The organism is Paenisporosarcina sp. OV554 (assembly GCF_003058165.1).
Lineage (GTDB): Bacteria > Bacillota > Bacilli > Bacillales_A > Planococcaceae > Paenisporosarcina.
This window is the reverse complement of record NZ_QBUC01000009.1, coordinates 86,501-109,854: the sequence shown is the minus strand read 5'-3', so window position 1 is coordinate 109,854 and position 23,354 is coordinate 86,501. Positions and strand designations below refer to the sequence as shown.

General features: G+C 37.8%; 34 protein-coding genes. 4 read left to right on the top strand and 30 right to left on the bottom strand.

Annotation, left to right across the window (positions count from 1 at the left end; genetic code table 11):
• Window positions 1-22 precede the first annotated feature (22 nt).
• The 13 genes from C8K15_RS10095 to C8K15_RS10035 all read right to left on the bottom strand — a co-directional run bounded on the left by C8K15_RS10095 (window position 23) and on the right by C8K15_RS10035 (window position 9,501).
• Window positions 23-1,066 (bottom strand): major capsid protein, encoded by a 1,044-nt coding sequence (locus C8K15_RS10095; protein ID WP_108586281.1) that lies wholly within the window; start codon window positions 1,064-1,066, stop codon window positions 23-25.
• A 16-nt stretch (window positions 1,067-1,082) separates the two neighbouring features.
• Complete coding sequence (locus C8K15_RS10090; RefSeq protein ID WP_108586280.1) at window positions 1,083-1,442, bottom strand: hypothetical protein; 360 nt, start codon at window positions 1,440-1,442, stop codon at window positions 1,083-1,085.
• A 14-nt stretch (window positions 1,443-1,456) separates the two neighbouring features.
• Entirely contained in the window at window positions 1,457-2,074 is a 618-nt protein-coding gene (locus C8K15_RS10085) for a DUF4355 domain-containing protein (RefSeq protein ID WP_108586279.1), read from the bottom strand.
• Between the two features lie 195 nt (window positions 2,075-2,269).
• Entirely contained in the window at window positions 2,270-2,728 is a 459-nt protein-coding gene (locus C8K15_RS10080; RefSeq protein ID WP_108586278.1) for a DUF5662 family protein, read from the bottom strand.
• 37 nt (window positions 2,729-2,765) lie between these two features.
• Window positions 2,766-2,984, bottom strand: coding sequence for a hypothetical protein (locus C8K15_RS10075; protein ID WP_108586277.1), 219 nt, complete (start codon window positions 2,982-2,984; stop codon window positions 2,766-2,768).
• Window positions 2,981-3,181, bottom strand: a complete 201-nt coding sequence (locus C8K15_RS10070) for a hypothetical protein (RefSeq protein ID WP_108586276.1) — start codon at window positions 3,179-3,181, stop codon at window positions 2,981-2,983. The genes C8K15_RS10075 and C8K15_RS10070 overlap by 4 nt, the downstream gene beginning before the upstream one ends.
• Window positions 3,182-3,630: 449 nt before the next feature.
• Window positions 3,631-4,650 (bottom strand): phage head morphogenesis protein, encoded by a 1,020-nt coding sequence (locus C8K15_RS10065; protein ID WP_108586275.1) that lies wholly within the window; start codon window positions 4,648-4,650, stop codon window positions 3,631-3,633.
• On the bottom strand, window positions 4,647-6,149 hold the full coding sequence (locus C8K15_RS10060; protein WP_108586274.1) for a phage portal protein: 1,503 nt from the start codon (window positions 6,147-6,149) through the stop codon (window positions 4,647-4,649). Before C8K15_RS10060 ends, C8K15_RS10065 begins: the two co-directional genes overlap by 4 nt.
• Complete coding sequence (locus C8K15_RS10055; protein WP_108586273.1) at window positions 6,136-7,431, bottom strand: PBSX family phage terminase large subunit; 1,296 nt, start codon at window positions 7,429-7,431, stop codon at window positions 6,136-6,138. The genes C8K15_RS10060 and C8K15_RS10055 overlap by 14 nt, the downstream gene beginning before the upstream one ends.
• Window positions 7,431-8,240, bottom strand: coding sequence for a phage terminase small subunit (gene terS, locus C8K15_RS10050; RefSeq protein ID WP_369973723.1), 810 nt, complete (start codon window positions 8,238-8,240; stop codon window positions 7,431-7,433). Before terS ends, C8K15_RS10055 begins: the two co-directional genes overlap by 1 nt.
• Before the next feature lie 57 nt (window positions 8,241-8,297).
• Window positions 8,298-8,660: a DUF2513 domain-containing protein gene (locus tag C8K15_RS10045; RefSeq protein ID WP_158268286.1), complete on the bottom strand. Its 363-nt coding sequence runs from the start codon at window positions 8,658-8,660 to the stop codon at window positions 8,298-8,300.
• 152 nt (window positions 8,661-8,812) lie between these two features.
• The gene (locus C8K15_RS10040) at window positions 8,813-9,271 is read right to left on the bottom strand and encodes a sigma-70 RNA polymerase sigma factor region 4 domain-containing protein (protein ID WP_108586270.1); all 459 of its coding nucleotides are present in this window, start codon (window positions 9,269-9,271) and stop codon (window positions 8,813-8,815) included.
• A gap of 11 nt (window positions 9,272-9,282) precedes the next feature.
• A complete protein-coding gene (locus C8K15_RS10035) occupies window positions 9,283-9,501 on the bottom strand; it encodes a hypothetical protein (protein WP_108586269.1) in 219 nt (72 codons plus the stop codon).
• Between the two features lie 181 nt (window positions 9,502-9,682).
• Here C8K15_RS10035 and C8K15_RS10030 point away from each other — a divergent pair, with 181 nt between their 5' ends.
• Window positions 9,683-9,949: a hypothetical protein gene (locus C8K15_RS10030; RefSeq protein WP_108586268.1), complete on the top strand. Its 267-nt coding sequence runs from the start codon at window positions 9,683-9,685 to the stop codon at window positions 9,947-9,949.
• A gap of 79 nt (window positions 9,950-10,028) precedes the next feature.
• Here C8K15_RS10030 and C8K15_RS10025 read toward each other — a convergent pair whose 3' ends face one another.
• Window positions 10,029-11,477: a DNA cytosine methyltransferase gene (locus C8K15_RS10025; RefSeq protein ID WP_233260432.1), complete on the bottom strand. Its 1,449-nt coding sequence runs from the start codon at window positions 11,475-11,477 to the stop codon at window positions 10,029-10,031.
• Between the two features lie 183 nt (window positions 11,478-11,660).
• Here C8K15_RS10025 and C8K15_RS20595 point away from each other — a divergent pair, with 183 nt between their 5' ends.
• Window positions 11,661-11,831 (top strand): hypothetical protein, encoded by a 171-nt coding sequence (locus C8K15_RS20595; RefSeq protein WP_199224093.1) that lies wholly within the window; start codon window positions 11,661-11,663, stop codon window positions 11,829-11,831.
• 151 nt (window positions 11,832-11,982) lie between these two features.
• On the opposite strand, the gene C8K15_RS10020 is transcribed toward C8K15_RS20595, so the two are convergent.
• From C8K15_RS10020 to C8K15_RS09960, 16 genes are all read right to left on the bottom strand, one after another.
• Window positions 11,983-12,402 carry a RusA family crossover junction endodeoxyribonuclease gene (locus tag C8K15_RS10020; protein WP_108586266.1) on the bottom strand — a complete coding sequence of 140 codons (420 nt, stop codon included), beginning with the start codon at window positions 12,400-12,402 and terminating at the stop codon, window positions 11,983-11,985.
• Between the two features lie 71 nt (window positions 12,403-12,473).
• Window positions 12,474-13,184 carry a hypothetical protein gene (locus C8K15_RS10015; RefSeq protein WP_108586265.1) on the bottom strand — a complete coding sequence of 237 codons (711 nt, stop codon included), beginning with the start codon at window positions 13,182-13,184 and terminating at the stop codon, window positions 12,474-12,476.
• Window positions 13,185-13,233: 49 nt separating this feature from the next.
• The gene (locus C8K15_RS10010) at window positions 13,234-13,629 is read right to left on the bottom strand and encodes a replication terminator protein (protein WP_108586264.1); all 396 of its coding nucleotides are present in this window, start codon (window positions 13,627-13,629) and stop codon (window positions 13,234-13,236) included.
• Between the two features lies 1 nt (window position 13,630).
• Window positions 13,631-13,801 carry a hypothetical protein gene (locus tag C8K15_RS20275; RefSeq protein WP_158268285.1) on the bottom strand — a complete coding sequence of 57 codons (171 nt, stop codon included), beginning with the start codon at window positions 13,799-13,801 and terminating at the stop codon, window positions 13,631-13,633.
• 6 nt (window positions 13,802-13,807) lie between these two features.
• On the bottom strand, window positions 13,808-14,029 hold the full coding sequence (locus C8K15_RS10005) for a hypothetical protein (protein ID WP_108586263.1): 222 nt from the start codon (window positions 14,027-14,029) through the stop codon (window positions 13,808-13,810).
• The gene (locus C8K15_RS10000; RefSeq protein ID WP_108586262.1) at window positions 14,026-14,394 is read right to left on the bottom strand and encodes a hypothetical protein; all 369 of its coding nucleotides are present in this window, start codon (window positions 14,392-14,394) and stop codon (window positions 14,026-14,028) included. Before C8K15_RS10000 ends, C8K15_RS10005 begins: the two co-directional genes overlap by 4 nt.
• 10 nt (window positions 14,395-14,404) lie before the next feature.
• The gene (locus C8K15_RS20270) at window positions 14,405-14,578 is read right to left on the bottom strand and encodes a hypothetical protein (RefSeq protein WP_158268284.1); all 174 of its coding nucleotides are present in this window, start codon (window positions 14,576-14,578) and stop codon (window positions 14,405-14,407) included.
• Window positions 14,579-14,596: 18 nt separating this feature from the next.
• Window positions 14,597-15,544 carry a Lin1244/Lin1753 domain-containing protein gene (locus C8K15_RS20590; protein ID WP_199224092.1) on the bottom strand — a complete coding sequence of 316 codons (948 nt, stop codon included), beginning with the start codon at window positions 15,542-15,544 and terminating at the stop codon, window positions 14,597-14,599.
• 12 nt (window positions 15,545-15,556) lie between these two features.
• Entirely contained in the window at window positions 15,557-16,252 is a 696-nt protein-coding gene (locus tag C8K15_RS09990) for an MBL fold metallo-hydrolase (RefSeq protein WP_108586261.1), read from the bottom strand.
• On the bottom strand, window positions 16,252-17,139 hold the full coding sequence (locus tag C8K15_RS09985; protein WP_108586260.1) for a recombinase RecT: 888 nt from the start codon (window positions 17,137-17,139) through the stop codon (window positions 16,252-16,254). Before C8K15_RS09985 ends, C8K15_RS09990 begins: the two co-directional genes overlap by 1 nt.
• Window positions 17,132-19,102 carry an ATP-binding protein gene (locus C8K15_RS09980; RefSeq protein ID WP_108586259.1) on the bottom strand — a complete coding sequence of 657 codons (1,971 nt, stop codon included), beginning with the start codon at window positions 19,100-19,102 and terminating at the stop codon, window positions 17,132-17,134. Before C8K15_RS09980 ends, C8K15_RS09985 begins: the two co-directional genes overlap by 8 nt.
• Before the next feature lie 97 nt (window positions 19,103-19,199).
• Window positions 19,200-19,517 (bottom strand): hypothetical protein, encoded by a 318-nt coding sequence (locus tag C8K15_RS09975; protein ID WP_108586258.1) that lies wholly within the window; start codon window positions 19,515-19,517, stop codon window positions 19,200-19,202.
• Window positions 19,518-19,569: 52 nt separating this feature from the next.
• On the bottom strand, window positions 19,570-19,722 hold the full coding sequence (locus C8K15_RS20765) for a hypothetical protein (RefSeq protein WP_233260431.1): 153 nt from the start codon (window positions 19,720-19,722) through the stop codon (window positions 19,570-19,572).
• A complete protein-coding gene (locus C8K15_RS09970; protein ID WP_108586257.1) occupies window positions 19,719-19,919 on the bottom strand; it encodes a hypothetical protein in 201 nt (66 codons plus the stop codon). Before C8K15_RS09970 ends, C8K15_RS20765 begins: the two co-directional genes overlap by 4 nt.
• Window positions 19,916-20,596: a Rha family transcriptional regulator gene (locus tag C8K15_RS09965; protein ID WP_108586256.1), complete on the bottom strand. Its 681-nt coding sequence runs from the start codon at window positions 20,594-20,596 to the stop codon at window positions 19,916-19,918. The genes C8K15_RS09970 and C8K15_RS09965 overlap by 4 nt, the downstream gene beginning before the upstream one ends.
• 36 nt (window positions 20,597-20,632) lie before the next feature.
• Window positions 20,633-20,881: a helix-turn-helix domain-containing protein gene (locus C8K15_RS09960; RefSeq protein ID WP_108586255.1), complete on the bottom strand. Its 249-nt coding sequence runs from the start codon at window positions 20,879-20,881 to the stop codon at window positions 20,633-20,635.
• 156 nt (window positions 20,882-21,037) lie between these two features.
• On the opposite strand from C8K15_RS09960, the gene C8K15_RS09955 reads away from it, so the two are divergent.
• Complete coding sequence (locus C8K15_RS09955) at window positions 21,038-21,670, top strand: LexA family protein (RefSeq protein ID WP_108586254.1); 633 nt, start codon at window positions 21,038-21,040, stop codon at window positions 21,668-21,670.
• 79 nt (window positions 21,671-21,749) lie between these two features.
• The gene (locus tag C8K15_RS09950) at window positions 21,750-23,297 is read left to right on the top strand and encodes a recombinase family protein (protein ID WP_158268283.1); all 1,548 of its coding nucleotides are present in this window, start codon (window positions 21,750-21,752) and stop codon (window positions 23,295-23,297) included.
• Window positions 23,298-23,354 lie beyond the last annotated feature (57 nt).

The following is a 23,354-nucleotide window of genomic DNA, read 5'->3' as shown; positions in this document are numbered from 1 at the left end:
AAGGGGAAATTAATCCCCTCTATTAGTTAACTTTTGCAGCAAAGATGTTATTCAAATTCTCGAAACTTGGTAATACAATCTCAGAAACAATTGTTTTCACATTCACTGGATCTGCTTCTTTGATAGTCGTAATAGCAATACCCGTATTTACGATGCTTACATCAGCTGTTGATTGGCCAGTCATTAAGTCGGATTCTTCAGGAGTTGTACCAAAGTACGTGTTCCCAAGACCTCCTTCTGGAATCAATGTGATGTAGTCATCCGGATAGAAGTTCTTCGACGTGCCGTCTTCAGCAGTGTATTTTTTGTTATAAACCGCAACAGATAGACCTAATTTATTAAGCAAATATTGTTTAACCATAGAGTCAGTCATGATGATGTTCTGAGAGCCTACAGGATTTAAGTCTTTTCGGATGCTATCGTGTGCTGATAAGTAACCGAATGTCTTACGAGTCAGAATAGCTCTAGTAGGACGTGAGCCTGTATTATCTTCAACAAGGTCCTGCCAAGAGATGATGTCCTGGATAGGTGTAGAAGCAGGATCGCTCCAACGCGCTGTAGTAAGTAACTCTTCTTTGTGTTCAGCCTTCATTTTGTAATCGTAATCATAGTTGATGCGATTAGCAGTGATAGCAATTTTACCCGTAGATAATAGTTGCATGATCATTCGTTCCGGTTGCACTAAAGCACCTTTAACTAAATCAGCAACATCGTCGTAGATGTTTGCAATTAGTGAATCAACCACCCCATCAAGATTAGAAGCAAGTAAACGGTTTAATTCTTGACGATCCTTTTCACCAACACGTTTGCCTTCACGGAAGAAAGGCATTTCTGTTTGAACTTTACTAAATCCAATACGATCACGAACAGTTGCTTTTGCGTCGAACTCAGAAGGCATTAACGCAACAGGAAGACCGTTTGCGCCTTTAATCCAACTAAGGTCTAAGCCTAATTGTTTCTTAGCAGGGAAAAGCGTAGCCCCTAAATATGGAATGCTGTTTGATGGGTTGTTTTGGTAGTATGTCGCAACATTTTGTGCGTTTACTAAATCAAAGATTGTTGGCATTTATCGTCATCCTCTCTTATTTCACAAATTTAATCATGTTTAATGCTGTTACTGCTGCGGCAACCGGTGCCTCTGGTAATTTATCTAAATCAACGAAACCGTGAATCATAGCAGCTCCAGAAGCAGGGCCATAAGTTACATCAGTATCGTTAAATAGAACGCCCTCTGCACCTGCACCATTCGACTTAACTGCTGGAACTGTTTCACTAGCTAAAAAGCCACCGCCCAAAATCGTTCCTGCAGGGACAATCTTTTTACCGTCTACATTGGCTACAACACCAACATCCGATACAGTCACCGCTAAATTTACGTAATGATCCGGGAATTTTACAATACTTTTTCTGTTCGTATAAGTTGTTTCAACAAATTTACTCATCCAATGTTTCCTCCTTATTCAAAATAAGATTTTTGAGCTTCTTCAAGCCCTGTATTTGTTCCTGCTGCATTAGCTGCAATCTTCTTGCCATAAGCACCTGCATCGGCTTTATTGTTGCTGCCGTCGTTGTTGAAGTTACGACCACCTTGTTTGAATTTACTTTCGACTGCTGCCTGAACAGCTTTAGTGAACGAATCTTCTAATCTGCCATAGTTAGCAGTCGAACTTTCTTCATCGTGGCTCACGAATATGTCTAAGATATCTACTGGCAACCCTTTTGCAGTCGCTTGTTTGATAGCTGTGTTCATATTCTTTTCTTTCTTCGTTGCCTTCTCTGAATCATCAAATTTCTTTTGTAATTCAGCAAGGGCGATTTCAGCAGGGGTTTTAGATGGATTCCGTTTAGCCAATTCTTGCTCCACTAAAGTAGAAATATTTTTCTCTTTCCAAGTGTTCAGACCTTTTGTAAAGTTTTGATCTAAACGAGGTTGAAGCACTTTCTTTCCTGCATCCGTGTCTAAGAAGCCTTCCACTCCCTCAACTGTTGGCGTTGAAAGTTCTCCAAGATACGTTTTTACATCGGCATTATCTTTGTTGGCTAAAAGCCAAGCTTTGATTTCTTCTAAAGTCATTACTGTTTCCTCCTTGTGCCCTTATAGTCAGTTTTAAAAAGCCTATGAGTGCAAAATAAATAAGCCTTTTAAAGTCATGCTCATGACCAGTTAGATAACGCACTAACTAAGCGAGATGGTGGAGATCACACTCTCTTTCATTTCGTATTTGTAATACAAAGCAAAATTCACCACCACCTTTACGATTCAGCTTTTTTAATCGAACATTTTCACGCTATTTTTGAATATTTGTTCAAGGTCGTCCGAGTAATTGAACCGATTTTTATTGAATTCAATCGACTTAGTAATATTTCCATCAGTATGTCTCATTGTTGCTGCTTTCCAATCACAAATCATTTCGACAATATCAGCCAAATCCATACCTCTTACACCGTTTTCGTAATGTTCGGGATGATGTGAGTTATTTTCGTAATGATGATTTAAAGCTACTCCCATGCCTTTTAAGAAGGATTTATATTCATCCGAACCGTAAGTACTATGTTTTAATTTAGGTGTGTACTCAGTAAATATTTCTACTTCTGGACTTTCCAATTTTGACTGGTCATGAACTAATGCTCGTTGAATTAATTCTTGAGCAAACATGAGTATAAATTCCCTAACTTGACCGATATGTTCCTTGGTATCGCTGATGCAATCCTCTTTTGTATAGTTCATGCTTCCACCACCTTTACAGAAATATGGTTATACGGGTTTACAGGTATTCAGAAAAAAGGGAACGAGGTGATTGTTGAATCATACGTTCCATACTTTGCTCTCTTTTCAGAGATGAAGCTACGATTAAGCCTGACTCTTTGCCGTCCACCATTACTTTAATATCTGGCTCAGTACGCCCTTGACGTTTCAATTCTTTCAAAATATCACTAAGCGTATTGTCGATGGATTTTAAATACTTTTCGTTTTTATCAATCATTGTGAAGGCTCCTTTTTATCGGATTTGAATTCAATATGTACCACGTGATTAAAATTAACCATGTGTCCAGCTGCACCGACCCACCCTAAAGGAGTTGAATGTCCAGACGTCTCAAAGTATTTTTTCACCGATTGAACTACATCGCCCTCAAATGTAAACGTTTTGTCATTGATAGTAGTAACCACCATTTTCTCCACAATTGACACTCCTATTCGTATACATAAATTATTCATCGTAGCTTCCCATAACATATCTTATGGAATACTAACTGTTTTCAAAAGGCTGTTAACTCAACGTTTTATTAGTTCCGTAAATTTAGTTGGATGTATATCAAATTCAACCACACCAAAACCCAATAATCACTCATACTTACTTTTTATAAGCGGACACTTTAAATTGTTGTAAATGTATATGATACTCACTCGTTTTTTGATGATTGGATAGTAGTGAACATTAACGTTCATACTAAATAAAACAAGAATCGAGGTGGATTTCATGTATGATACATGGATTTATAGTCACTTCATTAATACTCAGTACTTTGTTGCTTTGCTGATTGGTGGACCGATGATATTTGTAGCGATTTATAGTTATATTGTAATAAGAAAGCAAAACAAAAAGTGAATTCCTATTACACAGTTTCTGTCTACATAGTTTTACCTTTCGCCCAATCTTCATAAGACAGATAAGGAATCACACGACTAGGTGCCTGTATTTCTTTTTGTGCTTTCTTCAACGCTTGAATGTAGGTTAATCCTTCATCAAACATATATTTATCGATACGATCAGCCATTTTCTGTTGGTATTTATCATCCATGTAATCACGTTCACGACGATTCTCAGGAAGTTTCCCATTCACCTGCATAATGACTACGCATCTGCACTGGATATCCATTTCAGCTACGCCCCACAATCGAGGTGCTTTAGCTTTCCATGTCTTGTAATGAAAATATCCATCCTTATCAGCCTGTTTTGAATCAAGCACTCTATGACTACTTCTAACTCGTAAATCAAGCATCGAAGCCCATACCTTTGTCATTGTTGCGTGTCCAGCAGCTTGATCAAATACCTTCTCAGCTGCAATGCTTCGAGAACGTCCTGCCTCAGTCCTAGCAACCAATCTAGCTTTCTTCGATGCAAAGCCTAATTGATTCTCTAATCGTTTAGCGATATCAGCATAGCCTTCACCAGCAATCAATCCTTGAGCAATCTCGATGTTAATCTTTCGAACTACCTCATTACGGTGTGACTCCATAACTTTAGGCAAGGTTAGTTCAGCTATCGGATTTAAAAGAATCTGTTTGATTGTTGCAGCAGATGGGATATCGAATCCCATGTCTGGTGCAGGTGTTATGCTTTGTTCGACTATGTAAGCTGTCATTAAGTACTTCGTTACGTATTGATAACTGGCTTGCTCTTGAATGTCTTTGACAATTTTGCGGTAGTCTTTAGTCAATTCGTCGCTAACCAACTTCATTTCTTTTTGATACCTGTTGTATTTATTTAAATCGGTGAACGTTAACTCTTGACCTTTTGAATACTTACGGAACATCTCGGACACTTGGAACAGAATCGTTTTCAATCGTCTTGCGAATACAATCTCTAAAGCGCTTTCGGCTACAGCAAGTGCCTTGTCTAAGGCTTCTTCGATATCGAGGTGATTCACGACTTCCTCACGCCCTTTCCTTTACATGTCGGACATTGAATCATATCAGCTGTTTTGGTACTTTGTATTTTCCCGGTACCAGCGCATACGTTACATGGTCCAGATTCATCAGGTTTCTCAGAACCGTCTTTAGATCCATTTCCCACATTGCCAAAGTCAACCAACTCTTCATCAACTAAAGGTTCTAGGCCTGTACCGTAAAGCCAAGCGTCCTTCTGCATCTCTTCTAGTTCATACTCCACATCATCCACCTGAGAAAGCATTCCTAATCTAGTTCTTTCACTGATGTGACCTTTGAATGCTGCAGTCGTTTGTGCTTCATCTAGTAAGTTAGCAGGTAGATTACGTTTCCAACTAAAGAAGACTTTCAGATAATCATCTTTTAGGAAACCTTTACGTTTATACCAGGCACTGAAAAGCACTTTAAATTGGTACCGTAACGTCGAGGTGAACTTTCGTTCCATCGTTATACACTTGGACTCTAACGCTAATAGCTTGAAACGCATTGCAACTCCTGAAATGGTACCTGCGAAAGATTCATCTGCAAAATTCACTGATTTAGCAAAACGAAGAATGCTATCATCTAGTCGATCAAGGTGATTCTCAATCATCGTGTCATTAATTTCTTTTGTTAAATACTTCACGTCATCATGTTCTCCAAGTAATTCAAAGATACCTGACTTCTTCAGTTCTTTCAGCGTGTCCTCATCTGCGCCCATACCTTTTAAGATTAAGTAAGCTAGTCGATATTGTTCAATCTCATTAGAAGCATCTGATAACGTTCTGTCGTATGCATCGATTAATGCTAAAACCTTTTCTACATCAGCTTTTAACTCTTTGTTGTTGGCTATCCCGAAGAACGGATTATACTCGAATAAATGTGGCTGGATGTCTACCAGTTCAGCATCAACGAAAAAGTAAGTGTAAGTGTCGTCGTAAAATTCAGCATACTGCTTACCATCAGATTTGTAATAGTACAGCGAGTAATCTGGCTCATGGACTTCCTGGCCAATAAATATTGCTTCCCAAGGTTCGATGTTTTTAATACGTTCCTTGCCATCTAAATCGAAGTAAGCAAGTCGCCCGGAATACCCACAGATGGCTGCCATCTTCCCGCATTCCGAATCCGCATCCTCTGCATTATTTCGGAGTAAAAACTCTTCTATTTCTTTTTTCATCTCTTCATTGGACTTATCCACGTCATAACTGATGGGATGTCCAAACATATAGCCGACTTTCGTATCAACTATTTCTGCATCGAAAGCATTGTTCAAACGGTTATTTACCTTATCATCCAACCTTTGGACACTTTTGCTTTCGTCGAAGCCGTCAAATGCTGCAGCTCCTCTTTTAAAAATAGCAGGGCCATCTTCTTCAGCTTTGTATCGTTCATATAGTTTCGTCATACGATCTGCATCTTTTTTATGTGCTGAAATGATTTCTTGTAATATCTCTTCATCGATTCCTTTTTCATCAAGTCTTCGTTTAAATCTCAACAATCGGTTCACCTCTTTTCTTACCTAGTTTAAGGTTCTTCATTTCCACATCGTCAAGGCCATACCAGACAGCTGAGAATGTATGTGGGTCAATGTTGAATTCGTCTTCGATAATTTCACCGGCTTTATCTACTTTGAACGTTAAGTCCTTCAATTCACGTATAACGTCAGGACATTGGTCTGAACAAATGATTCGCTTAAACCTCTTAATCTTCTTGGTGTACTGAATACGTGAACCAGGGAACTTCCGAGTGGCCATCATTCGAAAACCATTCTGTCTAAAGAATTGAATCGTCTTAGGTTCCGCACTATCGGCTTTGATTAAGACTTTCTTTAATTCCTGTAGTTCTTCAGCTGTACGATCATCAGTCATATTGTTCTTGTAATACTGCCAGTAGATGTAGAGAGTCAGTGTGCTTAAATCAACAGCCATTCTCACAACTGCGTTATAGGAGTTAACAAACCCAAAGTCCATTCCGTTTTTAAGTAATGGCTTTTGAATCTTCCCTATAGCAGTCATTACCTGTTCGTGTGACTGCACTTCGAACTGAGGTAATACCAAAATACCGTTAACACCAAAACGCCCCTTACGCGCAATGCGATAGAGGTCTGGGTCATGCGTTTTTAAGTCTTCTAGCTGTTCGATATAACTTTCGGGCAAAAATAAATTATCATCAGCTGTTGAATGATGATAATACGTGTTGTTAACTATAATGGTTCTCTTTTCATACAGCTCTTCAGCATCCAGAACAAAGAATTTGGTTAATGGGTTTTTGAAGAAATGTTTGTAGCTCCAATTCCCTTCGCTAACTGGGTTTGTCGAGAGAATCATATATAGATTTAATTTCGGATGACGTAACCGGCCAATTAACTCTTTAAAACCTGCGTATTTGACTTCCGAACATTCCTCTAACCAAACAATTGAAATGTTATTAATGGACTTCAACTTCTGCGGTTTATCCATTCCTTTAAAAATAATCTTGCTGCCGTTAGGGAAACGCAATTGCATAGGAGAAGAGAGGCATTTGATTCGTCCTTCAAGGCCTAAATCATTTACTATTTCCTCTAGCAATGAAAACGTTGAATCACGGTGTGTGTCGTAAACCTCACGCACTACCAAGGCTGTTCGTTTCTCTTCTAAGAGTTTAAGAATTATTTTTAGGGCAACATGATAACTTTTACTAGATCCGTAACCACCGACTAGGAATTGAAACTTCTGATTCCAGTCAAACAAAAAATCCTCAAAATGAGGATTCACTTCTTTCTCTATTTGAGCGGAAACCATTAGCGACCACCCTTCCGGCTAATCATGATTTCTATTGGACCTTCATCGTTATTCCCATTCAACTTCTCGATTTCGGCTTTCGTCTTATCAATGCCTAAACGCATCTGTTCAATTTTCAACAGTCGCTCATCATCATCGTGAGCCATTTCATTAAACTGCTTGATGGAACTTCGAAGTTCTCCAATCGCTTTTGATTGAGCATTTAAGAAAGTTGCTTGACGATCCCAAGAGAACTGGAACTCATATTCGACTTTATCGCCAAGTTCAGAGCTCTCAACCTTTTTGATTTCCTTAATCATTTCATCCTTCGATTCAACGAACATAATTTTTTGTGCTCGTATAATTGCAGCATATTGGATTTGTATTTGAATCCACAATAAATCAGCAGGTTCACTATCCTCGACCATTCCCATGATGTCCAGTGTCTCTTGTGGCATATAGCGCGAAAACAGACCGTGCTTTAATGACCTGGTGTTCCGTTGTGAAAACTGATTCTTTGGTTTCGGGTTTCCACTTCGCTTCTTGCGAGCCACCTCTTTTTTTGAAGACTTACTTCCATCAAGTGTGTCATTATTTGCAGGTGCGCTAAGTGAGCCATTTCTTTTAGTAACGTTACCTATTTCATTAGTTACGTTACCATTCATTTGATCGTCCCACTTATCTTGATTCTTCCACTTACGAATTTGAGAATCAGAGACGTCTAATTCTGTAGCAATGTCTTTTAGTAATTTCTTGCCTTCTGACAGTTTGTAGATCTCATATGCCGTATCACGGGCTGGACTTCTCGCTCTTGCCATTTGATTATTCACCCGCCTCCTTTATGCTAATCGCTCATTTTGACATAGAAAAAGCACCCCGAAGGATGCTTAACTTAAACCAAAAACATTTTTAATTTGCATAGTTGCATACTCTTTTATTACAGCTAACGGAACAGAACCGAGTTCGAACCCTTTCTTCTTAATACCTTCTTTGGTTTTATCCCAAATGGTATCGTTTTTTATTGAATCCAAAAACTCATGCCCCTCCCACGTTAAAGAAGCGTAAATCCAAAACGGCCTGTCTCCTGCCCACTTCGTGTTGTTATTAATGTAACCAGCTTGATCCATAATTTTGAGATGGTAGGCCACATTTTCTCTATCCCACTCAACAGGAAGTTTAAGTTCTGAATTACCGTCGTTACTTTCAATAATAAGAAACAATTCTCTGACTAAGTTTAAATCTCTCTTCAATATTTGCACCCCCACTGACAATATACCTCATGTAAGTGGGAATTTCTTTATAATTCGCTCGACAAAAACCGACAGGTTTGACACCCGAACTAATCAATCTTGTATCCGGGTGTGTCGCTCGAACCACCTGCCTAGCCGACCTCCCTTCCAGTTTACACATGTGTTTTTTCTTTGTGCAAATTAGCAGTAATCTGTCGCATTTGTCTCGTTTGTCGCATCTGTCTTATAATTTCTGCCTTTTGCCTTTGAACCTGGTCCTTTGAGATATTGAGATGCAAGGCAATCTGACGGTATGTCATGTTGTCCAGTAGACAATCGTAAATGATTTTCAATATTTCACTGTCCAGTTCGTCTGCTGCTGATTCTAGAGCATAAACGTTCCACCTATAGGCTTCCAGCCGTTCGATTTGTCGAATCTCCCGGATATCCATCTTTTCCAGTTCCTTTGCACTTCGAATTGAAGAGCCTTTTGGCATGGCAGCATCTATCCCGTATTGAGCCACTCCCCACGAACCCATTGGAATATTTTTCCCGAAAAGAATTGTTTCCAACCGTAGAATTTCTTTTTTCATCCAGTAATAATCACGAATTAATTGAGTAATTTCATCCATTGTTTATCCCCCTATAATCCGTTTAATCCAGAAGGCCGCCCCTTGATAATCCCTAACTCTGCACGATCCATGATAAGTAACACGATTTCCATTTGTTTTCTTTTCATTTTCGTCGCGATATTCTCAGCGCTTATATCGCCATTCCATAGTTCAGTGAAATCATTTAATTCTTCATCGGTGAAATCAAATTTCAAGTCGAACTTTTTATCTTCAAAAACGTGATAGTTCATTTTCTTTTAACCTTAACAACTTTCACGACAGTACTAAGGACTTTGGCGACATCAGCAGCTGTTGCTTTTGGGATGTTCATTTGGTTCACTCTCCGAGTTGAATATTTTTGTCATTTTTTGTTCTTAATTGAAGGAATTACCGTATCTATGTCGAATTTATTGTTTGATGGAGGTGAAAAATATGGCAGTATATTCGGTTACTTATGATTTAAAAAAACAAGGACAAGATTATAGTGGATTAATTACTAAGCTAGAATCTCTAAATTCATTTAAATATCAACAATCAGCATGGTTGATTAAATCTACATTGACTGGTACTGGCGTTTCAGACTTACTTAAACCATTTATTGATACAAATGATTGGTTGTTAGTGATTGAAGTTATCAATAACAAAGCAGGTTGGTTACCAAAAAATAGCTGGTTAGAAATCAATAAACTATTTAACTAAATAAAAATATGGCCGTCTATTTTGGCGGCTGTCTGTCATTGATATTTTTACTACTACATTGGTCTAGCCATCCATCTGACTAATTTCCGACAGCTACTTTATACCTCGAATTCTCTACACTCATTTCTGGTAGATTCGCTCTCACCAATGCATCTGCAAATGGTGGTGGAACTGCATTCCCACATCGTGCTACTTGTTTTGCTTTTGAATAGTTTTTGCCATCTGCGTCTTGGTCAATAATGTAGTTCTCAGGAAAACCTTGAGCTGCAAATAACTCATGTGGTTGTAACATTCGCATACCAATATCAACAATTTGATAATCTTGACCTTTTATAGTTACTAGACCAAAACGGTCCCTAGTGGTCACGGTATGAAGAGGATTATCAATTGCCTGTCCTATATCAGAACCATAATATTTTGTTAAGAATGCCGTTACTAAGCTAGCTTTATTAACCGTCGTTATGGTGTTTAATGGTTTATCTAAAATGTGCCCTGTTGATGTTCCAAAGTGTTGAGCATTGAATGCCGATATGAGAGCAAAACGATTTCCACCTGCAGTAATTGTGTGAAGTGGCTCTTTAACCGTTAACCCTCTAACACCGTTTTCAGTTGTTTCCGTGTAGTAACTAGAAATAAATGGTGTAACTAGCAAATGTTCAGCCTTAGTCGTGATAGTTGTTAAAGGTTTATCCAGTTTATATTGCAATCGATCGCCACCGAAACCCGTTTGACCAATACGAACGACAAATGGATTTGGTTTTTCTATTACGAATCTTTGTATACCTCTTGCGATTCGTCTCATTGTGTTATCCGACAAGTCCTTTTTTCTCCCGAAAATTGATGGAGTACCAATTGACCAATCAATAACTTCTGATGCAGTTCTCCAAGATTTAAGCTTTCCTGCTTGTACTTCTAAACTTAAGGGATCTCCATGAGTTGATTTTGGCCATTCGATAGGTTTTCCACCACAACGTGCAACCATAAAGAATCTTTTTCGAATGGTTGGAGCCCCGTAATCACATGCCCGCAGCTCTTTGAACTCCACTTTATAACCAAGTGATTCTAATGCTTTCACGAATGAAACAAACGTTTTTCCTTTTTGAGTTATATCAGGATATCCTTCATCATTTAAAGGTCCCCAAGTTTTGAATTCTTCTACGTTTTCAAGCATGATAACCCGTGGTTTTACTGCAATAGCCCATTTAACTGCAATCCAAGCAAGACCTCTTATTTTCTTTTCAACGGGCTTCCCGCCTTTTGCTTTGCTAAAGTGCTTACAATCCGGACTAAACCAGGCTAATCCAACTTTGCGACCCTTCACTGCTTTTACTGGATCAACGTCCCAAACTGATTCGCAATAATGTTCTGTGTCAGGATGATTCACTTTGTGCATGGCTATAGCATCTGGATCATGATTAATGGCTATATCTACTGAAAGACCTGTTGCCATTTCAATTCCTGTACTTGCACCGCCGCCCCCCGCGAAGTTATCTACGATTATTTCACGAAATAAATCTAGTTGTTTCACTTTCTTCCCCCTCACTACTGGAACCGTATGGACGGACTTCAAACTAGCTATTTGTGTCAAAACTTCACACATTTTTAATTGTTATGGGATTTTTTCCTAATAAAACCTTTCTTTTTACAAATAAATATTACATAATTAAATAATAAATATGATAAAAGCACTAATTATAAGGAGATTTTACCTATGAGTCTAATCTATTATGAACTTAAACGATTAGTAGATGATTATTACAAATGTGAGAATTTTACAATTAAAGAACAGATACTTTTTGATATCAAATTCTTAACAGAAGCTTTGATTTTTAATGAACAACATAACCCTTCGATTAAAGAGTTGATAAATCCAATCTCTTAAGTTTATCCTCGTTTCTTCCAAACCTCTTCAACATGCCAACCATCACTTTTCAGCTTCTTAACCTCAGCCTTGATAAATGGCTGCACTAACCAGACAGGAGTAAATTCCTCCCTACTATAAAGATTGATTAAGAGGGTATGTGGATTTTGGTTTAGTATTTGATACAAACCACTACGCGAGGTGATAGACTGTAAAACTTCCTTACAGTTAGATCCACAACCTGGCTATCGTCTTGCCACATTATTTTGTTCAAACCATCTTTTACACCTTTTACATAGTTGTCCACATCTGGCTTACTCGTCGGTCTTAGTTCACCTGATTCAATGAGAGCTTGTTTAGGTCTCGTTTGATACTTCTTCGGGGTCGCTCGATAAACATCTACAAACAAATTAATTGGTCCAGTAATTAGTTCTTTTGGTGCGTATTGTGCAGCGACTAATTTTACATACTGTTTAAAGTCGCGTGATTTCAATGGATCGTATAAGACGGTTTTACCTGTGAATGTTTTACCAGCACGTGGTCGACCTTGCGCGACAGGTTCGCCCGTAATTTCAAATAAAATGGTCTTCATAAAATCAATCCCGTCCATAAGTCGTTTTTTTTAAAGAAAGGGCGAGAGCTTTCACTCTCAACCCTCTTTTATTAATCGATGATGACTACTTTCTTTCCTAAAATTTCATTGTGTAATTCTTTCTCTAAGTACTCCGCGATGTTCGACATGGCATTTAACTCCCATGCACCGCCATCAGCTTCAAACAATCCCACACGCCCACCCTCTTTTAGACGTAGTACAAATTCTGATTCAGGTTGTGATACTTCTGCGAATGTTCGGAATGGTTTAAGGTTCACTGGATTAGGAAGTTCTACATTTCCGACAGTCGCAATTCCTGTTTTAGCCGTTACTCGTTGGCTAATCCCATCGTCAGTAGTCGTTACACCGCTGTCTTCGACAATCGAGCTGATAACCTTAATTACAGTAGCTTTATGTTCATTTGTAACAAAGCAAGCTTGCAGCATGATTTGGAATTCTTCACGGTCGATGTATCGTTCAAATGTGATGCTAGGCAACATTGCACTAGCTTTTATATAGACACGACGATCATTCGATTCGTTTAATGCATCAAATACATTTACCTTTGTAGGCGATTCAACGTGAATCATCAAATGGCGTTCGTGGTCAAAGTTAGATTTCACATAATCCACAAGGCCAGATAAACTACGAACATTGATTGCGCCCACTTCTTGCTCTTTATCCAAACGGTATAATTGGTTTGTAGAATAAACCTTTCCAGCAGATTCGATTGTTTCCGGACGTTTTAACTCCAATAAGTACGATACGAATTCTTTTAACATGTGATTTCCTCTTTTCGGTTTTTAGTTTTGTTTGATAGATTGATAGATTTTATTTAAACTGAACGATTTTTTGATTTTTCGGTTTTTCTGCAGGAAGTGGCTTCCCTTTGTCGTCCAGTATTTCACCATCGTCACTAATGAATGCTTGTCCAGGGATACCGCTTTTTAATTCAGCACCAGTGATATCGCCTTCTGGAGTGAAATCAATGATTAATTCAGATTCGACACCAACAGCAGGGACTAGAGTGGATTTTGTATCGACAATTACATTTGCTAGGTTACGTCTTTCGTTCGCTTTTAACGTAATGCTTACAGTTACCTTTCTAGCTTTTTTGTGGTCAGTATTTGGATCCGCGATATTTTCAAGAGCTTTCTGCATTTCAATGTTTACCTTTTCCGCTAGAGCTCCGCCTGCAAATGTATTTAAATCAATGATTTTTTTCATATTATTTCCTCCTAGGTTTTTGGATGTGAACAGGAATACCGATTTTATTTACATTTGGTTGCTTATATCTCCAACCATCACGTTTGAAACTAGCAATCTCTTGCTTTGATAAATGTCCGTGAATAGTAAGTGTTTGGCGGTCCACGTCTTTGTATAGCGTTGTGATTGTCAATGCGAGTCACTTCCTAGCAACCGTAGTTTCAATCTTCTTTCTCCCCACAAATATCATTTGGCACCAGTGATATTGACCGTCCCACTGAATCTCGCCTTCTTGCTTAAAACCACTATCGATGAAACGGTCATACATGATTTTGAATGCTTTTTTCGATATTCCGAAAGCTTGTTTTCTAATAGGTCCGCCTTTTACTGACTTGTAAGCATTGAACCTCACTGGATTCATGTGACATGCCACTCTTTAAAGCAGGAATCTAGCAGACTGTTTAAATACGCTAAATCATCCACTCGTTTTTTTGCTGCTTGTACTGGTTTTGATAACCCATGATGTGTTTCGCTTAAGATTTCAACATTTCGTCTCGCTTTAATTAACGATTGTCGAATTTCGTTCCCATTGGAACATTGCTCCTTGACCGAAAGGAGAGCACCTCTCCCTCTCGATTTTGAAACGATAAACGCAAATTCATGTCTAAACCCAGTTCCTTTTCCATTAGCACTTACAGACAACGTACTGACGATATAAGCATCTCGTTCGATTTGTTCTACTGTTTTAGATCCACTGTTTTTATAATTTTCGCTATAACGACTCATAACTAGCCTCCTACTCGTAATCTCTTTTAATGCGTTCGATTGTTACTAGATTTAATACCGAATGGTAATCCAGTGAACTTAACGATTCACCGTTACGACCTTCATCAATACCGAAACTATTCAATTCTTTAATGAATGCTTGGCGCATTGCTTCTACAGACATTGGATGAGCTTTACGGTTCATGAAATTCCTCTTCTCCTTTTATTCTTTGACACCCAGCCTTTCAAGAAGTAATCGTTTTTGTTCTTCATATTCTAGGGATACGGTATCTTCAACTACAGAATTAGCTGCACGATCTGCTTTTTGTTTAGCAACCCAATCAGGAACTTTTTCTTCCTTTATTGGCTTTCGTAGATATGGTTGTTGTTGCTGTTTACGTTTAATCTCAATGGCATTAACTTCTTCAATCGTTTTAATCTTGCGGTTTGACCAGTCTTTTAATATGGACTCAACATAATTCCATTTAAGTACGCCATTCTCAACTGCTATTTTCATTCCATGAACGATTAACTCTTCTGATAAATCATCAATCCACGAATTTACTTTTTGGCCTACATACGGAGTTAATGCTCCAAATCCATTTTTTTCATAAAAGCTAAAAGGCGAGATTTCCTCAGCAATTTGCTCTTCTTTTGTATACTGTTCTCTACTATTCTCTTCTTTACTATTCTTTACTATTCTTTGGGGATTAATGTTGTCATTAATCGAGTTAATGTTTGCATTAATACTCTTAGTTGTTAGGTTTTTGTATACATTAATGTCTTCATAGCCTAAAAGAAGGTATTCTTGCACCATTTCGACCTTTTGCCTACGTCCTACAGCTTCTAAAAACCTCTTTTGAATACCATTAGAGGTAAGCACAGCGTGGCTTTCGAATAGTTCTTTATCGAAAAGATCCCATTTTACACAGTCGTTAATGCATACATTAATCGAGTTAATGTCGACATTAACTCTCTTGGAGAAGAGTAATTGTTCAGTTTCTGTCCACTTCGAGTAATATCCGTCTTTATAAATCCGCATTAATAATTTAATTACTATCGCGAATCCAACTGGACCATGTACGGCTTCGACCAACTGGATTTTGTCATCTTGGTCGATATCTACATCAAGTGGAAAGTAATCCAGCCCCTGCTTTCTTGGTCTTGCCATTACACTTCCTCCTCATGGAATGTGAATCATTTTTCCAGTGACTTTAGCAACTTCATCTCGAATTAATTGTTCATCACTATTCGAGTCTGAAAGATGCAGCAACCAAATTTCCTGTAGTTTTGATAGATCGTTTGCTTTAAAGAAGTCCAAAACGTTTTCTAAACTGAAATGTGACTTCATGACACGTCTTTTCATAGATTTGTGTAACCCATTTGCTACATTCCGATTTAATACGTCCGTGCAATAGTTACACTCCAACATCAGATGTGTAAGCCCTTGGAATCGATACTTGATGTAGTAAGTGTCTGTTGCGAATAAGAGCTTTTCGTTACCACTGACTAGCAAGAAACCGAATGGTTCTGAAACATCATGTTGAACATCAAACGGTAATATGGTCCAGGTTCCGATTTTGAATTGTTGTTTAACGGTAACGCCATGTACACGATGATGAGTAATGCCGATAGCTTCTTTTGTTCCTGGTGACATATAGCAATCGATACCGGCTTTTAGTACTTCATTTATTCCATTACAGTGATCCTTGTGTTCATGTGTGATTAAACAAGCAGCAATATCTGTTGTTTTGAAATTCAGTTTGCGTTGAATATCTTTGAACCGTATACCGCATTCAAGCAGCAAAGGCGTGTGACCATCTGTAATGTAATAACAGTTACCTTTGCTACCAGTAGCGAGTGTTTGAATCGTAATCATTACCAACCTGGACCATTATTATCGGCAGGTTCAGTTGTCTCTTCTTTTTGCTCAGGAGGGTTTTCTCCCCCTAGAATTTCACCTGTTTCTTCAACCACCTCAACGCCTTCGACATCAATAATTTCTTGATTCGCGTTACCTTGAATTTCTTCTGCAAGTTGAGCTTCTTCAAATGCTTCATCACTTGCATGGATGTGCTTCATAACTAGTGAGTTATCGTCAGATGCATTCAATAATTTCTTGCAAGCACGATTGATTACTGTGCGTTTTGCCATCTCTTGTGGAAATTTCTTGTGTGTTGAGCTCTCGCCTTTTGGATTCATTTTCGACTGTCCCCAAGCTTTTTCTATTTCGGCTATTGTCATCAATTCGATGTAAATTGAGCCATCTTTTTCTATGATGGTGCAATAAGCACCGATAATCGGCTTGTCTTGATTACCGAATTTTTGTTTATGTTTTAAATCTGTGACTCGACCGTTCATCATTTCATAATCAACGTCATCACCTTCATAAATAACTGCAGCATCGATGGACTTCGCGCCAGTTGTTCTTAATGTGACAGCCATCGTCCCGAAGTAAGAACGTTGGAATGATAACGTTTTTCCGTATGCAATAAAGTAACCTTGTTTCTTCGCTGGGTTCAAACCTTGAACCACCATGTCGAGAAGACTGTTTGCAATACTATCTTTAGAGCAAGCTTGTAATGCTGGTGTGTTACTTTTATCTTTTACATCCTGTAGTAACAACCAAGCTGATTTCATAGCATTTTCAGGGCTGTAGTTAGCAGGAAAATGAAGTTCTCCACTTTCTTGAAATTGCTTTACTTTATTTGCTACGATGTCCACCGTATCTTTCTTGATCATTGCTAATTGGTTTTGATTACTCATTATTATTTCCTCCTTCGATTTCCACTCGTAATGCTTTATCTTTCTCCGAAACTACTAAACTAATTAACTGTGAATCTGAATCAATCAATTTCGTAACTGCTTCGGCATTATCGACGAATATTGGTGCTCTTATCCCGTAATGTTTTGATAACGTGTTGATAATATCGATTCCAGTGTTGATTCGAGCTGCATTGTTAAGTGAACTGAATGGAACTCCTTTGTAAGTCGTATCGCATACTTCCTGAAGGCCACCATTGATTTGTTCAGCGAACATTTTGAAACGCGCAAATTCGAATTTAGCGTTAATTCGCTCTTCTAGTAGCTCCACTTTTGCTCGAATAAATTGTTCTGTTAGATACAACTGGTGCTCGAGTTTTTCAAACTCACCTGCAAGCAAACTCTCTTGATCCGTTAATTCCGTAATTCGATTATTAAGAGAATCAACATTCGCAAAACGAGCAAGTTCCACTTGAATAGTTGTTTTTTGAGCTTTTAAATCGTTTAATTCTTGTTCGACCGAACGGGTGGATTCTAGCGCTCGTTCTTTTAACTCTTGAATCTCTGAAACTACTTTTTGTTTTTCAACAAGTTTCGCTTGATAGTCTGCACTCTCAGAAACATCTTTTATAGATCCTTCTTGCTTTTTTAATTGCTCCGCTATCTTTGATACCAATTGCTCTTTTTCACTCGCTTGTGCAGTGAACTTACCAAGCTCCGGTTGATGCTTATCAATGTCGTTTTGAATACTGATTTTCTTTTCCTTGATGCCCTTACCTTGTGTGTCGATTGTTAGTAGCTTTTCAGATTTGTCTTTATTGAATTGTTCAAGTGCTTTTGTTCTAACTGCATTTACCTGTTCTTCTGGTAATGCTTGTCCACAAGCTGGGCATTCACATTTGTCTTGATGAGTAAATGACAAAGCATTTAGTCGGTTCCATTCTTCCAATAAACGAGAACGGTCTTTGTCATGCGCTGCCATGCTATTATTTGCGTAATCAATTGCTTGTTTGTGTTCGCTTGCTTTTCGTTTAAAATGTTGAGCATTCGATTGTTCTTCTTGGAGTTTCGCTCTCAATTGATAAACCTTTTCTTTTGAATCCGATTCGTATGCACGTTGCAGGTTCAAAAGATCGTTCTCCACTTGTTGGAGATCTCTTTCTTTTTCAAGAAGCGATTTACCGTTTTTAATATTGGAAATGAGCGTTACGTTTGAATCAATGGATTCATCTATCTTGGCCACTTGATTTTTCAACGACTCCACATCTATGTCCATCTCAGGAATAGACTTCTGAATTTCATCAATCCTTACTGGAATGCGTTCTAATTCGTCGTTAATTTCTTTGCGACGAGCTGCAATGATTTTTCGGTAATCTTCAATTTTTTTGCCTTTTAAAATGAGTGGTAAGGCCTTTAATTCATCTTTTTGTTGAAACACTTCATCATCGGAAATGTCACCGCATATTTGAAGTAACGTAGCTCGACGGTCCTGCCATTTCATTTGTTCATTAAAGAATGTTGGGGAAGTCAAAAGCTTGAACACATCTTCCTGGACAATTGAATCAACATGGTCTGTGTACTCTTTTTTCTTGCTAGGCACACCATCAACAAAGTAATCAGTTTCATGTCCAGTGAATTCTTGTGCTGCTGATCCACGCTTACGAGTCCATTTTTCCTTGTAGACTTTTCGTAATGTCACCGATGATCCATCAATTAAAAATGATGCTTCCACTTCGTGATTTAAGTTGTTAACTTCCTTGCCTTTAATAAGCGTTTTTAAAGAAAAATCCGTCTTATTTTGGCTATCTTTATTGAATAAAAGCCATATAAAGCCATCAAACAGTGAGGTCTTTCCAGTCTCGTTATCCCCGAATACCCGAACATTATTGCCACCGGGTTCGAACGTGAAATTCTTGATACCTTTAAAGTTTGTAAGTGTTAATGAGAGTAATTTTACTTCTTTCATGATTTGCCTCCTCTTGATTTTTTGGAGTGTTCTGGATTACACTGTAGGTAGAATCTGTGTAAGAACCTCGAAAGTCCGTTGCTCCAACAACGGGCTTTTATTTTTGTTCTTCTTGTTTCCATGAGACCTTAAACTCCCAATTCGAATCAGAAACTTTTAGCATTCCGAACCTTGTTTTCGATTTAATTGAACTAGAATATCCAGCCAGTATTAATGCATTTACAAACACCTCATACATTCGTACTGCATCGTCGTTTCGAAGTAATTGACTTAAGTCAGTCCGACCCTTCATCGCATTTTCTTCAATTCCACTAATCAGACTCTTAAACTCAGTACTTTCAAATGCATCTTTTTCAAATTGCTTTTTTCCTTTTTCAGAAAGCTTTGCAACTTCATTTGCTTGCATGATTTCCATCTCAAATTCTTCCTCCTCGATTTTTATTACTAGCTATTTTTGTTCTACAACTTTAAAACCAGCCAAGAAACTGCATGTTCTCCCAAGCCATCCATCCACACATAGCGAATACTGCAAATATGAGTATGACTAAGCTACCTAAGATGAACGCTTCTTTCGGATTGAGCTTTTCGATGTTGAAAAAGTATTTCAGTGGTTTTTTCATTGAGCTACTAGCTTTTTCACGTTAGAAATTTCAAGATTGAGCGTAGAAAACAACGAAGTTATTGGCATTCTTCTTTCTCCCCAAATTCTCATGTATTTAATTGCCTTTGTTTCATCATGATAAGAAAGTTCGGCAATCAACCCTGGGATAGCAGCACGCTTTTCTAAAATAATTGGGTCAATAGGTAGTTTGTTCATGCCAACTTCCCACCCTTTCTCGGAATCCATGATTCTACATATTTAATTGCTAACTGAAGCTCGTGCCGCTTAACATCTTTATAGGATGCAACTCCAAATCGGTCTTTGATTTCGCGATATAATTCTGGATAAAGAAATCGTCGATGATCATCCGATTTTGCAAATTCAAACACCTTACTGCTAATCAGTTTTTGAAGGCGACGTTGTTCCCCGTGGTCTAAAGTAATTTGGTTCTCAACCATTCCTCGAATTTCAACGACCTCACCTTTCAATTCTTTTACATCCTCCGAAGTCATTAATGAGAGTTTCATGGAGGCTTCTAATTGCTCACGTCCTGTAAGAGCTCTTGGTTGATTAACCGTTTTTTCCATAACCTCAAATTGTGTTACGTAAGCTGCAGTAAAGAGAACACCCTTTTCACCAGTCATTTTGTTTGCAACCATATCGCATCCTTTTTTGGTTAATAAGAAGCAATCGTAAGTTTTGTTGTTTCCTTCCGTTTTATAAGTGTTAGGGATGAAAAAATCCTGAGAACGCAATTTTGCGTTTTCTAATGTTTCGACATAACCGCTAATTGTCCGCATTAAATCTGTATGGCGTTTTTCAACCATCTCCGCAACATCTCGACTATCTGTGATTAATTGACCGTTGATTGAAATTACTTTTAATTGATTCATTTTCTTTACCTCCACTTCTTATTGTTATCACTAACGTTAAACGGTAGTGTGTTCTAAAATTTTTTCTTCTTCGTCATACTTTCCATCATTTACATTGGATAACCGAATATAATCTGAGGGAATTTTGTATATCTTAGCTGCTTTTTGTAGCACGGGACCTGGTATTGAGGATTGCCCACGTTCATATCCACCTAAAGTTTTCTCCGAAACCCCAATTAACAACGCTGCTTGTTTTTGTCTCAAACCTACGTTTACACGAGCTGCTGCTAATGATATTTGAAGCATATTATCAACTCCTTTCAGTTGTATACACTTAATATAATACCGTTAAAAGGTACTGTCAAGGACTATTGTCGAAACTAGTACTTTTAAAAGGTATTTTGTTTGTTTACAACCATACCGAAAAACGGTATCATAATATCAGAAAGCGAGGTGATAATTATGACTAATGCTCAAGATCTTAAAAATATTATGGCAAAGAATTTAAAATACTACATTGATAAAAAAGGGTTGAATCAAACAGATATTGCTCAAATTCTGGATATTCCAGAAATGACAATGTCAAATTGGATGAAAGCGAAAACCTATCCACGTATTGATAAAATTCAATTATTAGCTGACTACTTCCATATATTAAGATCAGACCTCACAGAAGAAAAACCAACCAACTTAATAGAAGTATCTTCACAAACTAAGAGAATCCCTATTTTAGGAATAATTGCATGTGGAGACCCAATATTGGCAGAAGAGAATGTGGAAGGTTATATGTATGAATCCTCAGATAATCTACCGAGTGGAAATTTGTTCGGTTTAATTGTAAAAGGAAGCTCGATGGAACCTACTATCCCAAACGGGTCTAAAGTTTTGATTCGTGAGCAGAGTGAAGTTGAAACTGGGGAGATAGCTGCAGTGCTTGTAAACGGAAATACAGAAGCCACATTGAAGCGTATTAAAAAGCAAGGGGATTTAATCATTTTAATGCCTGACAATGCTTCACACGAGCCTTACATAGTGACTGAAAGCAACCCAGCGAGAATTATTGGAAAAGCAATAAGATTTACAAGAGATTTATAAATTAATTCCTAACGTTAGCAATTAATAGATGAAGAGCAGACTCATTCGTTTGCTCTTTTCTTATAGAAAGGAAAATCTTATGAAAAAGTCAGTAGGTACTATAAAAAGAGTCATCATATATATCCGTGTATCCACTAAGCTTCAAGAAACCAAATTCTCTCTTGAGGGCCAGCGTGATGATTTAACCAGATATGCGAAAGATCAAGGGTGGAAAATTGTTAATACGATACTTGATGTTGATAGTGGCGGAAAATTAGATAAACCAGGATTAAATAAACTACTTGATGATGTGGAGGAAGGTTTGACTGATATTGTGTTAGTGGTTGATCAAGACCGTCTCTCTAGATTAGATACGGTAGAGTGGGAATTATTAAAGAGCATCCTCCGTTCCAATAAAGTTAAAATTGCTGAACCCGGTAATATCGTCGACTTGGACAATGAAGATGATGAATTCATGTCTGATTTAAAAAATCTGTTAGCCAAACGCGAAAAGAAAAAAATCGTTAGAAGAATGATGCGTGGAAAGCGAAGAAGAATGCGTGAAGGAAAAGGATTCGGTAAAGCTCCTCTCGGTTATTCATTTAATAAAGAAACAAAAACATATGAAGTTGATGAGGAATGGTCATGGGTTATACCTTTCATAGATGATCTATATTTAAACAAACAGTTTGGAATGATGTCTATTGCCAAGAAGTTAAACGATATCTGTAGAACCCCTTCTGGACGTTTCTGGAATGAGCGGTTAATACAATTGCGTCTTACCTCAAAAGCTTTCCATGGAGTAATGGAAAAATCATTTGCAAACGGTGAAACGATTAGTATTGATGATATGTACCCCGCCTTACGTAACGAAGAAACCTTTAATAAAATTCAGACAGAACGACAAAAAAGAGGTAATCAATTTAACGCCTATTCCAGAGAAACAGATGATCTTCACCTGTTCCGAAGAACGCTTTTTGAATGCGGGGAATGTGGAAGAAAGATAGCCCTTACTCAACACGGTACAAAAAAGTCACCACGTTTCTATTTGAAACACAACCGTAGTAGACGTGTGTCAGACCAATACGTTTGTGATATCTCCATTAACACTGTCCGTATCGAGCCACAAGTAAGAAAAGCCCTTGCTGATATGTTGAAAGGTAAGCATTTCGCAGAACAATACGTGACATTAGATTTGCATGCAAATGACTTAATAGAGCATGAGAAAACAATTAAATCATTAGAAAAAAAGATTAATGATCTTGAAATGAAAAAGGGTCGTCTTTTAGATTTGTTTTTAGATGGAAATTTCGATAAGACGATGTTAACAAAAAAACAAGATGAAATCGATGTTTCATTAAAACAATTAATGAACCAAAAAATTGAATTATCATCGAAAATAAAACTTCTACAATCTAATTCATGGGGATACAAGAAAATATATGAATACTTGCAAGTCGTGGATAGATTTGAAGAAGAATTAAGTCCTCTTGAGCAAGCTCAAATGTTTGGAGAACTTTTTCCAACCGGAAAGTTATTTCGAGATAAATTAGTTCTCTACACTATGATTGAAGGCGTACTTATTGATTTTTCGGTCCCAATCAGCGAAGACCCAAACCCCAATCATTCCTCTAAAAATAGAGGGTAATACCCCCTCTTCATTTCGATTAAAGTAAATCCTTTTTGGCACGTGATTTTTTTCAAA

Coding starts and splice junctions, on each gene's coding strand:
- C8K15_RS10095 (WP_108586281.1), bottom strand. CDS start 1,066: ATGCCAACAATCTTTGATTTAGTAAACGCACAAAATGTTGCGACATAC.
- C8K15_RS10090 (WP_108586280.1), bottom strand. CDS start 1,442: ATGAGTAAATTTGTTGAAACAACTTATACGAACAGAAAAAGTATTGTA.
- C8K15_RS10085 (WP_108586279.1), bottom strand. CDS start 2,074: ATGACTTTAGAAGAAATCAAAGCTTGGCTTTTAGCCAACAAAGATAAT.
- C8K15_RS10080 (WP_108586278.1), bottom strand. CDS start 2,728: ATGAACTATACAAAAGAGGATTGCATCAGCGATACCAAGGAACATATC.
- C8K15_RS10075 (WP_108586277.1), bottom strand. CDS start 2,984: ATGATTGATAAAAACGAAAAGTATTTAAAATCCATCGACAATACGCTT.
- C8K15_RS10055 (WP_108586273.1), bottom strand. CDS start 7,431: ATGGTTTCCGCTCAAATAGAGAAAGAAGTGAATCCTCATTTTGAGGAT.
- C8K15_RS10040 (WP_108586270.1), bottom strand. CDS start 9,271: ATGGATGAAATTACTCAATTAATTCGTGATTATTACTGGATGAAAAAA.
- C8K15_RS10035 (WP_108586269.1), bottom strand. CDS start 9,501: ATGAACTATCACGTTTTTGAAGATAAAAAGTTCGACTTGAAATTTGAT.
- C8K15_RS10030 (WP_108586268.1), top strand. CDS start 9,683: ATGGCAGTATATTCGGTTACTTATGATTTAAAAAAACAAGGACAAGAT.
- C8K15_RS20595 (WP_199224093.1), top strand. CDS start 11,661: ATGAGTCTAATCTATTATGAACTTAAACGATTAGTAGATGATTATTAC.
- C8K15_RS10020 (WP_108586266.1), bottom strand. CDS start 12,402: ATGAAGACCATTTTATTTGAAATTACGGGCGAACCTGTCGCGCAAGGT.
- C8K15_RS10015 (WP_108586265.1), bottom strand. CDS start 13,184: ATGTTAAAAGAATTCGTATCGTACTTATTGGAGTTAAAACGTCCGGAA.
- C8K15_RS10010 (WP_108586264.1), bottom strand. CDS start 13,629: ATGAAAAAAATCATTGATTTAAATACATTTGCAGGCGGAGCTCTAGCG.
- C8K15_RS10005 (WP_108586263.1), bottom strand. CDS start 14,029: ATGAATCCAGTGAGGTTCAATGCTTACAAGTCAGTAAAAGGCGGACCT.
- C8K15_RS10000 (WP_108586262.1), bottom strand. CDS start 14,394: ATGAGTCGTTATAGCGAAAATTATAAAAACAGTGGATCTAAAACAGTA.
- C8K15_RS20270 (WP_158268284.1), bottom strand. CDS start 14,578: ATGAACCGTAAAGCTCATCCAATGTCTGTAGAAGCAATGCGCCAAGCA.
- C8K15_RS20590 (WP_199224092.1), bottom strand. CDS start 15,544: ATGGCAAGACCAAGAAAGCAGGGGCTGGATTACTTTCCACTTGATGTA.
- C8K15_RS09990 (WP_108586261.1), bottom strand. CDS start 16,252: ATGATTACGATTCAAACACTCGCTACTGGTAGCAAAGGTAACTGTTAT.
- C8K15_RS09985 (WP_108586260.1), bottom strand. CDS start 17,139: ATGAGTAATCAAAACCAATTAGCAATGATCAAGAAAGATACGGTGGAC.
- C8K15_RS09980 (WP_108586259.1), bottom strand. CDS start 19,102: ATGAAAGAAGTAAAATTACTCTCATTAACACTTACAAACTTTAAAGGT.
- C8K15_RS09975 (WP_108586258.1), bottom strand. CDS start 19,517: ATGGAAATCATGCAAGCAAATGAAGTTGCAAAGCTTTCTGAAAAAGGA.
- C8K15_RS20765 (WP_233260431.1), bottom strand. CDS start 19,722: ATGAAAAAACCACTGAAATACTTTTTCAACATCGAAAAGCTCAATCCG.
- C8K15_RS09970 (WP_108586257.1), bottom strand. CDS start 19,919: ATGAACAAACTACCTATTGACCCAATTATTTTAGAAAAGCGTGCTGCT.
- C8K15_RS09965 (WP_108586256.1), bottom strand. CDS start 20,596: ATGAATCAATTAAAAGTAATTTCAATCAACGGTCAATTAATCACAGAT.
- C8K15_RS09960 (WP_108586255.1), bottom strand. CDS start 20,881: ATGCTTCAAATATCATTAGCAGCAGCTCGTGTAAACGTAGGTTTGAGA.
- C8K15_RS09955 (WP_108586254.1), top strand. CDS start 21,038: ATGACTAATGCTCAAGATCTTAAAAATATTATGGCAAAGAATTTAAAA.
- C8K15_RS09950 (WP_158268283.1), top strand. CDS start 21,750: ATGAAAAAGTCAGTAGGTACTATAAAAAGAGTCATCATATATATCCGT.